The organism is Burkholderia sp. CpTa8-5, from assembly GCF_017815045.1.
Classification (GTDB): Bacteria; Pseudomonadota; Gammaproteobacteria; order Burkholderiales; family Burkholderiaceae; genus Burkholderia; species Burkholderia sola.
The window spans coordinates 213,756-224,583 of sequence record NZ_JAGIQD010000011.1 but is presented as its reverse complement, the minus strand read 5'-3'; the positions used below and the strand labels follow the sequence as shown (position 1 = coordinate 224,583).

Annotated in this window: 12 protein-coding genes; 10 read left to right on the top strand and 2 right to left on the bottom strand. The window is 67.4% G+C overall.

Annotated features, from left to right (window positions below):
- Positions 1 to 137 precede the first annotated feature (137 nt).
- Positions 138 to 1,004: a hydroxymethylpyrimidine/phosphomethylpyrimidine kinase gene (locus J8I35_RS19180; protein WP_124593927.1), complete on the bottom strand. Its 867-nt coding sequence runs from the start codon at positions 1,002 to 1,004 to the stop codon at positions 138 to 140.
- Positions 1,005 to 1,259: 255 nt separating this feature from the next.
- Between J8I35_RS19180 and J8I35_RS19175 the strand changes: the two genes are divergently transcribed.
- The 8 genes from J8I35_RS19175 (at position 1,260) to J8I35_RS19140 (ending at position 7,863) form a co-directional block, all read left to right on the top strand.
- Positions 1,260 to 1,430 (top strand): rubredoxin, encoded by a 171-nt coding sequence (locus J8I35_RS19175; RefSeq protein ID WP_004186709.1) that lies wholly within the window; start codon positions 1,260 to 1,262, stop codon positions 1,428 to 1,430.
- A gap of 104 nt (positions 1,431 to 1,534) precedes the next feature.
- Positions 1,535 to 2,836, top strand: a complete 1,302-nt coding sequence (locus tag J8I35_RS19170; protein ID WP_209926572.1) for a hypothetical protein — start codon at positions 1,535 to 1,537, stop codon at positions 2,834 to 2,836.
- Positions 2,837 to 3,018: 182 nt separating this feature from the next.
- On the top strand, positions 3,019 to 3,597 hold the full coding sequence (locus J8I35_RS19165) for a YqgE/AlgH family protein (protein ID WP_034206570.1): 579 nt from the start codon (positions 3,019 to 3,021) through the stop codon (positions 3,595 to 3,597).
- A complete protein-coding gene (ruvX, locus tag J8I35_RS19160; protein ID WP_006476737.1) occupies positions 3,594 to 4,043 on the top strand; it encodes a Holliday junction resolvase RuvX in 450 nt (149 codons plus the stop codon). Before J8I35_RS19165 ends, ruvX begins: the two co-directional genes overlap by 4 nt.
- A complete protein-coding gene (gene pyrR / locus J8I35_RS19155; protein WP_209926570.1) occupies positions 4,030 to 4,542 on the top strand; it encodes a bifunctional pyr operon transcriptional regulator/uracil phosphoribosyltransferase PyrR in 513 nt (170 codons plus the stop codon). Before ruvX ends, pyrR begins: the two co-directional genes overlap by 14 nt.
- 73 nt (positions 4,543 to 4,615) lie before the next feature.
- Complete coding sequence (locus J8I35_RS19150; protein WP_006476735.1) at positions 4,616 to 5,647, top strand: aspartate carbamoyltransferase catalytic subunit; 1,032 nt, start codon at positions 4,616 to 4,618, stop codon at positions 5,645 to 5,647.
- A gap of 61 nt (positions 5,648 to 5,708) precedes the next feature.
- Positions 5,709 to 6,986, top strand: a complete 1,278-nt coding sequence (locus J8I35_RS19145) for a dihydroorotase (protein ID WP_124555707.1) — start codon at positions 5,709 to 5,711, stop codon at positions 6,984 to 6,986.
- 19 nt (positions 6,987 to 7,005) lie between these two features.
- The gene (locus tag J8I35_RS19140) at positions 7,006 to 7,863 is read left to right on the top strand and encodes a lysophospholipid acyltransferase family protein (protein WP_209926569.1); all 858 of its coding nucleotides are present in this window, start codon (positions 7,006 to 7,008) and stop codon (positions 7,861 to 7,863) included.
- Between the two features lie 32 nt (positions 7,864 to 7,895).
- Here the strand turns inward: J8I35_RS19140 and J8I35_RS19135 are convergent, their stop codons facing one another.
- On the bottom strand, positions 7,896 to 8,735 hold the full coding sequence (locus J8I35_RS19135; protein WP_209926567.1) for a symmetrical bis(5'-nucleosyl)-tetraphosphatase: 840 nt from the start codon (positions 8,733 to 8,735) through the stop codon (positions 7,896 to 7,898).
- Positions 8,736 to 9,209: 474 nt separating this feature from the next.
- Here J8I35_RS19135 and J8I35_RS19130 point away from each other — a divergent pair, with 474 nt between their 5' ends.
- Positions 9,210 to 9,992 carry an ABC transporter permease gene (locus J8I35_RS19130; protein ID WP_059574206.1) on the top strand — a complete coding sequence of 261 codons (783 nt, stop codon included), beginning with the start codon at positions 9,210 to 9,212 and terminating at the stop codon, positions 9,990 to 9,992.
- Between the two features lie 10 nt (positions 9,993 to 10,002).
- Complete coding sequence (locus tag J8I35_RS19125; protein WP_059574205.1) at positions 10,003 to 10,752, top strand: ABC transporter ATP-binding protein; 750 nt, start codon at positions 10,003 to 10,005, stop codon at positions 10,750 to 10,752.
- The last annotated feature ends 76 nt before the right edge of the window (positions 10,753 to 10,828 follow it).

The following is a 10,828-nucleotide window of genomic DNA, read 5'->3' as shown; positions in this document are numbered from 1 at the left end:
AACCGCCCGGTGCGGACCCGCATGCCGGGTGGTGTGGGAGGGGATCGGTCAGGTTACCTGACCGCCCCTATCCCGATCGTGCGTGGAATGCGGCGCGGCACGGCGTGCGCGGCGGCGGGGCGGCCCGCCCCGGCGACTCAATGCCGATGCGACGTCCTCGACACCAGATCGGCCTTCACGGCCGGCGGCGTGTCCGACTCGTCGTTGCTGCGCGCCCAGAAGAACCGGTCGGGCAGATACGCGCCCATGCCGGGCCGGAACGCGTCGCGCACGGCCTGATACAGGTATTCCTGCGCCTCGCGCACTGCCTCGGGCGGCTCCTGGCCGTTCGCGAGCAGCGCCGCGATGGCCGCGCCGAGCGTATCGGTGATGCCCATCAGCCGGTGCGGCGAGCGATCCCACATGTCTTCGCGAAGCTGGCCTTCCTCGCCGTACAGCGTATTGACGAGCCGGTGCGAGCCCGTTTCCGACGACAGGATGTATTCGCAGCCCTGCGACAGCAGGTGCGACACAGCCGCGTCGAGATTCGGCGCCTCGGCATCGCCGTCCGGCTGCGCAAGCGCGATCAGTGTTGCGTGGTCGGCGACCAGCAACGTGGTTTGCGGCGCCAGCAGGTCGGCGATCGACTCGCGCAGGTCGTCGGCGGCGAGCACGTGTTCGTCGTCGAGCGTGAAGTCCGGCGCGAGCACGAGCGGCACGCCGTCGTAGTCGGCGACGACTTCGGCGATCGCGCTGACGACTTCCGCGCGCGTCGCCGCGCCGATCTTGAACGCGGCAACCGGCATGTCCTCGAGCAGCATGCGCGCCTGCGCGGCGACGACGTCGGGGTCGAGGCCGGTCACTTCATCGCAGGCGGCCGAGTCGCGCACGGTATAGCCGGTCAGGACGGACACGCCGTGACAGCCCATGCTCGCCAGGGTCATCAGATCGGCTTGGAGGCCGGAGCCGCCGGTGGGATCGGACAGGCCGAAGGTGAGGACGATCGGAGGGGCGTTGCTGGACATGTAAAAATGGGGCAAGAGAAAAACGGACAAGCGACGGAGATGCGGACCGCGAGGCGAATGGGCTGGTTTGGCCCTGTGTTGCCCGGCAGGCCGCACTTTTCAACCATTATGCGGTGGAATCCGGCCGGTACGACGGATTTTTTAGCGCAGCGCAACGTAGTTGCCGTCCTCCAGCGCGATTGCTAGGCAGTCCGGCCCCGACACGGTACCATCATGGCTCCCGAATTTACCGACTTTTCCCCGACGCGGCTTAAGATGGAATACAAGAGTTGGATGTGCCTGATTTGTGGCTGGATTTACGACGAAGAAGCCGGGCTGCCGGAAGAGGGCATTGCCCCGGGCACGCGCTGGGAAGACGTCCCGATCAATTGGACGTGTCCCGAATGCGGTGCCCGCAAGGAAGACTTCGAGATGGTCCAGATCTGATCGGACCGCTGGCCCACGGACACCCCGCTCAGGCCTCGCACCGGCCCGGCGCTCGCGCGCCGCGGTTCGCGCGAGCGACTTGACGATGACAGGCGCGCGTGTCCATGACGTCCGATCCGGCGAACGTTCCCCACCCTGACGCATTGCCCAACCCGCGCGGCGGGGCCGTACGCGCGGCCGACGCGTGGCTGGCGGCCGCCGCCGACGCATTCGAGCGGCGCGACGCCGCCGCGGCACCGCTGGCGGCGGCCGCGGCCGTGCTCGCGGAAGCCGGCTGGCTGCCGGCCGCGCGTTTTGCCGGGCAACTGTCGGCCGCCGTGCCGCTCGTCGCCACCGAGCCGACTTCGGCCGGCTGGCGCGCGGCGCTGCACGATTTTCGTGCGGCCGTCGGGCGCCACAACCTGCGCGAGCTCGCGTGCTCGCCGGTTCTCTTCGAGCATTTCCGTGCATTGCGCGCGCAAAGCGCCGCCGACCTGCGCGCGAGCACGCCGCTCGATGCGCTCGCGCTGGTCGGCCGGGCGGTGCCGCCTGCCACGCTGCGTGCGCTACCCGACGCCTTCGCGCCCCGGATTCGCGCCCGCTACGAGCAGGCGCTGCTCGACGTGCTGCGTGCCGAGCACGGCGTGCCGGGCGCGGCGCTCGACGAAGTCGACGCGATGCTGGCCGCGCTCACCGACGACGGGCCGTACGATTTCTGGCGGCTCGCGGCCGCGTGCGTGCGCGCGCTGCGCGCAAGCGGCGCACCCGAGCTGAAGCGCTTTCTCGCGCGGATCAACCTGCTGCTCGGCGAACACGCGCAGGGCCGGCGCAGCGCGCCGCCCGAGCTGGTGCGCGAGACGGTGGCGCTGCTGTGGCGCGATTTCGCGCTGTTCGGCGCCGCCGCCGAGGACGTCGCGCTCGTCGACGTGCTGCACGACTACGGATTGACGGTCGACTGGCACGTCGCCGGCACGCCCGCATCCGAAGCGTTGTGGGAGGCCGATGCCGCGCGGGCCGAGCACGATGCGGTCGCCGCCGCGCCCACCCGTGCGCTCGGCGTCGTGACCGTCAACGCGCATGCCTATGAGGATTTCCTGCAGACCGCCGATGCGTCGATGGCCGACCTGGCGGCCAACCCGGCCACCGCCGACGCCGGCGCCGCATGGCACGCGTCCGCCGCCGCCTACCGGGTCGGCACGGCCGCGTGCGCGCTCGGGCTCGGCCACGCGGCGCTGCTGGCCGACACGCTGGGCCTCGCGTGGCGCCGTGCAGCGCACGGCGTGCCGCTCGCCGACGGCGGCCTCGATGCGCACCGCCACGCGTCCGATATGCTGCGTGCGGCGCTCCTGAAGATCGCGGCCGGCGTCGCGCCGCCGGATCTCACGGCGGCGTCCGAAGCGCTCGGCACGGCCCTCGGCCGGACCTGACGAACAAGGGGACGGACACGCGACGGCGGCCCTTGTCGCACGGGCCTGCAACACGCTGCCGACAGCGCCCGCGCGCGTGTTAGAGTGCCGTGTGATCCGCGTGCGCCGTTGCCAGCGCGGCGCGGCGTTGCTTGTTGATCGCGGCCCGGTCAGGTCGCGGCGTCTTTGCTAAAATTCAAACCATGTCAAAGCCTTCCGATCGCATCAATCTCACCAACCAGTTCCTGATCGCCATGCCGAACATGGCCGATCCGACGTTCTCGGGAACGGTGATCTATCTTTGCGATCACAGCGAGCGCGGTGCGCTCGGCCTCGTCATCAACCGTCCTACCGACATCGACCTCGAATCGCTGTTCAACCGCATCGACCTGAAGCTCGACATCGAGCCGCTGCTGCACATTCCCGTGTACTTCGGCGGCCCCGTCCAGACCGAGCGCGGCTTCGTGCTGCACGAGCCGGTCGAGGGCGCGAGCTACAACTCGTCGATGTCCGTCGACGGCGGGCTCGAGATGACGACGTCGAAGGACGTGCTCGAGGCGGTCGCGACGGGCACCGGCCCGAAACGCTTCCTGCTGACGCTCGGCCATGCAGGCTGGGGCGCCGGCCAGCTCGAGGAAGAAATTTCCCGCAACGGCTGGCTGACGGTCGCCGCCGATCCGCGCATCGTGTTCGACACGCCGGCCGAAGAGCGCTTCGAAGCCGCACTGGGCCTGCTCGGCGTCAGCTCGTCGATGCTGTCCGGCGAAGCAGGGCACGCATGAGTGGCGCGAGCGCGCGCGATGCGACGCTCCTGGCGTTCGACTACGGCGAAAAACGGATCGGCGTCGCGATCGGCAACGCGCTGACGCGCTCGGCCCGCGCGCTCGTCGTGATCCAGAACCTGAACCGCGAACACCGCTTCAAGGCGGTCGGCGACTTGCTGGCCGAATGGCGGCCGGACGCCCTCGTCGTGGGGCTGCCGATGCATCCGGACGGCACGCCGCACGACATGACGCAGCAGGCGAAGCGTTTCGGCAACCAGCTGAACGGCCGCTTCGGGCTGCCCGTCACGTGGGTCGACGAGCGCTATTCGTCGGTCGAGGCCGAGGCCGGGCTGCGCGAGCGCAACGTGCGCGGCCGCGCCCGCACCGACATGCTCGATGCCGAAGCCGCGCGCGTCATTCTTCAACAGTATCTCGATCAATTGTCCGACCATGAGCACCATTGACGCCGAGGCGCTTTACCGCGTCCTGCTCGACCAGATCCGCGCAGCCTACGGCACGGCGTTCGCCGAACCGGGCGGCCCGCGGCTCGCCGGCATTTACAGCGGCGGCGCGTGGCTCGCCGAGCGCCTCGCGCGCGATCTCGGCGCTCAGGCGTTCGGCGTCGTCAACGTCGCGCTGCACCGCGACGACTACGCGAAGAAGGGGCTGCACAGCCAGGCCAGCCCGACGTCGCTGCCGTTCGAGATCGACGGCGCGCGCATCGTGCTCGTCGACGACGTGCTGTACACCGGGCGCACCGTGCGCGCGGCGCTCAACGAGTTGTTCGACTACGGCCGTCCGGCCGCGGTCGAGCTCGCGGTGCTCGCCGATCGCGGCGGCCGCGAGCTGCCGGTCGCCGCACGCTTCGCGGGCGGCACGCTCGACGTGCCGGCCGACGCGACGCTCGTGCTCGCGCGCGACGATGCGCGCTTCACGCTGCGCATCGAGTCGCACGGCGCCTGAACGACACGCGAACCGTATCCCGGGCCGCTGGTTTGCACCGCGGCCCGTTTGCATAGTTGGAATCACGCACACCATGACCACCGACACCACTGGCCGCACCGGCAATCCCGCGGCGGCCGCGAGCCCCGACCGGTTTCGCTACGGTTTCCTGAAGGGCAACCCGCAGCTCACGAAAAACGGCGAGCTGAAGCACCTGCTGTCGATCGAGGGCCTGCCGCGCTCGATCGTCAATCACATCCTCGATACGGCCGAGCAGTTCGTCAGCGTGACGGACCGTGAAGTGAAGAAGGTGCCGCTGCTGCGCGGCAAGTCCGTGTTCAACCTGTTCTTCGAGAATTCGACGCGCACGCGCACGACCTTCGAGATCGCCGCGACGCGCCTGTCGGCCGACGTGCTGAACCTGAACATCAATGCGTCGTCGACGAGCAAGGGCGAATCGCTGCTCGACACGATCAACAACCTGTCGGCGATGCATGCCGACCTGTTCGTCGTGCGTCACGCATCGAGCGGCGCGCCGTACCTGATCGCCGAGCACTGTGCGCCGCATGTGCACGTGATCAACGCCGGCGACGGCCGCCATGCGCATCCGACGCAGGGCCTGCTCGACATGTACACGATCCGTCACTACAAGCGCGACTTCACGAAGCTGCGCGTGGCGATCGTCGGCGACATCCTGCATTCGCGCGTCGCGCGCTCCGACATCCACGCGCTCACCACGCTCGGCGTGCCGGAAGTGCGCGCGATCGGCCCGCGCACGCTGCTGCCGGGCGGCCTCGAGCAGATGGGCGTGAAGGTGTTCCACAACCTCGACGAGGGGCTGAAGGGCGTCGACGTGATCATCATGCTGCGCCTGCAGAACGAGCGAATGAGCGGCGCGCTGCTGCCGTCCGCGCAGGAGTACTTCAAGACGTGGGGCCTGACGCCCGAGCGCCTCGCGCTCGCCGCGCCCGACGCGATCGTGATGCACCCGGGCCCGATGAACCGCGGCGTCGAGATCGATTCGCAGGTCGCAGACGGCCCGCAGTCGGTGATCCTCAACCAGGTCACGTTCGGCATCGCCGTGCGGATGGCGGTGATGGGCATCGTCGCCGGCAACAGCGACTGAGCCCGCTTTCGCGCGTCCTCATTCAGGCATTCAACGCAATCAACGCATTCACAGACAGCGCATGAAGATTCATATCCAAGGCGGCACGCTGATCGACCCGGTCGCCGGCACCGAACGGCAGGCCGACGTATTCGTCGCGGACGGCAAGATCGCCGCGCTGGGCAGCGCGCCGGCCGGTTTCAACGCGGACAAGACGATCGACGCATCGGGCCTGATCGTCGCGCCCGGCCTCGTCGACCTGTGCGCGCGGCTGCGCGAGCCCGGCTACGAGCACAAGGCGACGCTCGCGTCCGAGATGGCCGCGGCCGTCGCGGGCGGCGTCACGACCCTCGTGTGCCCGCCGGACACCGATCCCGTGCTCGACGAGCCCGGCCTCGTCGAGATGCTCAAGTTCCGCGCGCGCAACCTGCATCAGGCGAACGTGCATCCGCTCGGCGCGCTCACGGTCGGCCTCAAGGGCGAAGTGATCACCGAGATGGTCGCGCTGACCGAATCCGGCTGCGTCGGCTTCACGCATGCGAACGTGCCGGTGCGCGACACGCAGGTGCTGCTGCGCGCGCTGCAATACGCAAGCACTTACGGCTACACGACGTGGCTGCGTCCGCTCGACGCGTTCATCGGCCGCGGCGGCGTGGCCGCGAGCGGCGCGCTCGCGTCGCGGCTCGGGTTGTCCGGCGTGCCGGTCGCGGCCGAGACGATCGCGCTGCACACGATTTTCGAACTGATGCGCGTGACGGGCGCGCGCGTGCACCTCGCGCGGCTGTCGTCGGCGGCTGGGCTTGCGCTCGTACGTGAAGCGAAGGCCGAGGGGCTGCCCGTGACCTGCGACGTCGGCGTGAACCACGTCCACCTGATCGACGTCGACATCGGCTACTTCGATTCGCAGTTCCGGCTCGATCCGCCGCTGCGCAGCGAGCGCGACCGCGAAGCGATCCGCGTGGCGCTCGCCGACGGCACGATCGACGCGATCTGCTCCGATCACACGCCGGTCGACGACGACGAGAAGCTGCTGCCGTTCGGCGAAGCGACGCCGGGCGCGACGGGGCTCGAGCTGCTGCTGTCGCTGACGCTGAAGTGGGCGGACGAGACGCGCACGCCGCTCGCGCAGGCGCTGCGCCGCATCACGTCCGCGCCGGCCGACGTGCTGCAACTGCCGGCGGGGCGCCTCGCCGAAGGCAGTGCGGCCGACCTGTGCGTGTTCGATCCGCGCGCGCACTGGCGCGTCGAGCCGCGAGCGCTGAAGAGCCAGGGCCACAACTCGCCGTTCCTCGGCTACGAACTGCCGGCCACGGTGCGCACGACGCTCGTGGCCGGGCAGGTCGCGTTCGAGCGCCACTGAACCACGCCGGATCCTCGCCATGACCGCTCTTCGCAAGCTGCGTCTCGTCTTTCATCTGCTGCGCGGCATGGCGATCGTCGCGCTGCGTTTTTCGCACGTCACGCCCGCGCGCCGCGCGGAGCTGATACGCCGCTGGTCGGTCAAGATGCTGCGCATCTGCGGGATGCGCCTCGTCGTCCACAACGACGGCGCGCGGCTCGACGCGAGCGCGCTCGTCGTGGGCAATCACGTGTCGTGGCTCGACATCTATGCGGTCAACGCGTGGCGGCCGACGCCGTTCGTGTCGAAGGCGGAGGTGCGGCAGTGGCCGGTCGTCGGCTGGCTCGCCGAGAAGCTCGACACCGTGTTCCTGCAGCGCGAGAAGCGCACCGAGGCGATGCGGATCATGCACGAGATGGCCGAGCGTCTGCGCAACGGCGGTGTGATGTGCGTGTTTCCGGAAGGGACGACGTCCGACGGCCAGGATCTGCTGCCATTTCATGCGAACCTGTTCCAGGCCGCGGTATCGGCCGGCTGCGCGGTGCAGCCGATCTGCCTGATGTACGAGGACGCGCACGGGCGGCAGTCGGTCGCACCGGCCTACACGGGCGAGTTGTCGCTCGGCAAGTCGCTCGACATGGTGCTGCGCGGCGGGCCGCTCGTCGCGCATCTGTACGTGTGCGAGCCGATCGCGCCGGGCGGCGACCGGCGGGCGACGTCCGCGGCGGCGCGCGACGCGATCGCGGCTGCGCTGGCGGCGATGCAGGAGAAGGTGGGCAAGCCGACAGCCGAGTCGCTCGCCGAGCTGCAGAAGCATGCGTATCCGGCGACCGAGCTCGGCGCAGACGCGGCGGGCGAGGCGGCGGCCGATGCGCCCGTGCCGGGGCGCGAGGGCTGACGCGCCGGCGGAGCGCGTGAATCAGCGTGCCGTCACTCGCCGCCCGGCGAGCGGCACGCTTCGCACTGCACCTGCGTGACCGTGCGCTGTGCCGGATCGGCCGTCAGCCGTACGGCCGACAACTGGTTTCCCCATACGCATCCCGAATCGAGCGCGACGACGTTGTCGCGCAGCATCAGGCCGAGCGCGGCCCAGTGTCCGAACACGACCGTCACGTCCGCGGTGCGGCGCCCCGGCACGTCGAACCACGGCAGGTAGCCGGGCGGCGCGCTGTCGGGGCCGCCGTTCGCCTTGAACTCCATCGCGCCGTCGGGCGTGCAGAAGCGCAGGCGCGTGAACGCGTTGAACGCGACACGCATCCGGTCGCGTTTTTTCAGGTTCGGGTTCCATTGGTTGGGTTCGTTGCCGTACAGGCCTTGCAGCGTGTCGCGCCAGTCGGGGGCGCGGAGTGCGCGCTGGAGCTCGTCGGCGAGTTCGAGCGCGAGCGTGGCGTCCCATTGCGGTAGCACGCCGGCGTGGACGAGCAGCTTTTCGTCTTCGACATGCACGAACGGGCGGTGGCGGACCCAGTCGAGCAGGGCTTCGGCGTCGGGGGCGTCGAGGATCTCGCCGATCGTGTCGCCGGGGCGTTCGGTGCGCAGGCCGGCGGAAACCGCGAGCAGGTGAAGGTCGTGGTTGCCGAGCACCACGGTCGCGCGCGGGCCGAGGTCGACGACCGCGCGCAGCGCGGCGAGGGAGCCCGGGCCACGGTTGACGACGTCGCCGGCGATCCAGAGGGGCGTGTCGGCGGAGGGCGCGAGCTGGTCGAGCAGCGACTGGAAAGCGGAATGGCAGCCTTGGATGTCGCCGATGGCGATGGGGGGATGGGGCATGGGTTCGTGGGGGTTCGGGAGTCGAGCATACGGTAGCAAAAGTTCGTTCCCGGAGGCTACGCGAAAATTTTCATCCGACACTAATAAATTCACCATGCCCGCGCTTTGGCCACCAAGCACGGGTCGGCGTCGCTGTTTCAAGTTGTTAGCAACGTGGCTTTTGCATCCGGCGGCTTCATATAATTTGCCGTTCCCGCGCGAAAATTACCATCAGATGACTCTGGCGGGCATGGCGACCGGGTAAAATGCCGGGCCTGAGGCGGCTCGGATGGTTGTTCCCCCTTGCGATCTGCCGCATGGCAACGTTCGCGGCGTGCTTGTCTTGTACTGCAGGGACGCCAAATGATCCGGATTCGTGGTCATGCCTGCCCCATTTGTAGTGGGCCAGGCATCGACTCGATAACGTGCCAGGGCGCGCTGACATAGTCGACAATTCTGTCTGACGCCCCTATTCCTTCATTTTTGAAAGCTTGCATGCTGACCCTTTCACTTGCGGACCTAAAGAAAAGCATCACGGCGTGGCGGTTGTGGACCTTGCTCGGCTGGCTCGAAATTCGGCAACGCTATGCGCGTTCGCGCCTGGGGCCGTTCTGGCTCACGATCAGTATGGGTGTGATGATTTCGTCGTTAGGTGTCGTTTACGGCACGTTGTTCGGCCAGAAAATCAACGAATACCTGCCTTTTCTTGCTGCCAGCATCGTGCTGTGGGGTTTATTCTCGACGACGATCGTGGAAGGCAGCGTCGCGTACATCAACAGCGCGCCCTATATTCGGCAAATGGCCACGCCGAAACTGATCTATATCCTGCAGGTCGTGTGGCGAAACTTGATCGTCCTTACCCACAACTTCGTGATCGTCATCGCGCTGCTGGCGATCTACGGCGTGAAAAGTTGGGAGACGTTGCCAGTATTCATTCCGGCGCTGCTGGTGTATGTGCTGAACGCCACATGGATCGCGATGGTGGTGGGTCTGCTGTCGGCGCGCTTTCGCGATCTGCCGCAGATCGTGAGCGCATTGCTTCAGGTCGCGTTCTACGTGACGCCGATCATTTTCCGCCCCGATGCGCTTAATCGCTTCTCTTTCATTGTCGAGTGGAATCCGCTCGCGTATCTGATCGACCTCGTGCGTGGCCCGCTTATCGGACAGATGCCCAGTGAATTGACTTGGGCGATCACGGTCGGAATGGCAGCGATTGGATGGCCTGTCGCCCTGTTGATGACCGGACGTTATCTGAAGCGTATTCCGTACTGGGTCTGAGAGAAACGATATGGCGTTTATCGAATTACAGAGCGTAACGCTCGATTTGCCGATCTTCGACGTGCAAGGGCGTTCACTCAAGAAGCAGGTGCTCAACATGGGGCGCCGCAACAGGATCGCCGAGGGCAACGACGGTGTGATCGTCGTGCGCGCGCTGGACGAAGTGAGTTTCCGTTTCGAGCGTGGCGACCGCGTTGGGCTGATCGGACACAACGGGGCAGGGAAATCGACATTGCTTCGTGCGATGGCGGGCATCTATCCGCCATCGTCTGGCCAGTTGTTGCGTGAAGGAAGCGTGGTGCCGCTCCTCGATATCGGCCTCGGCATGGACGAGAACTCGACCGGCATGCAGAACATTCGGCTCAGAGGGCTGTTGCTCGGCATGTCAGATGCGGAGATTCGGGAGAAGCAGCGCGAAATCGCTGAGTTCTGCGAACTCGGTGATTATCTGGACCTGCCGATTCGTACGTATTCCAGCGGGATGAAGGTGCGGCTCGCGTTTGCAGTGTCCACTGCAGTCGATGCCGAAATCCTGTTGCTCGACGAAGTGATGGGCGTCGGTGATGCGTCGTTCATGCACAAGGCGGAAGCGCGATTGGCCGATCTTCATAGCCGGGCCGAAATCGTCGTGCTGGCGATGCACTCGAACTCCGAAATCCGCAAAGTATGCAACAAGGTGCTTTGGATGGAGCGTGGTCGTGTACGCGCTTTCGGGCCGACGGAAGAAGTCGTGTCGGAGTATGAGGCGACGACAGGCTGAACGCGTCGACCGGCTAGGGGGCTGCATGATTTCGTGCAGGATTTGCAGCACGGCGAAAAGATGTCCGGTGACGAGC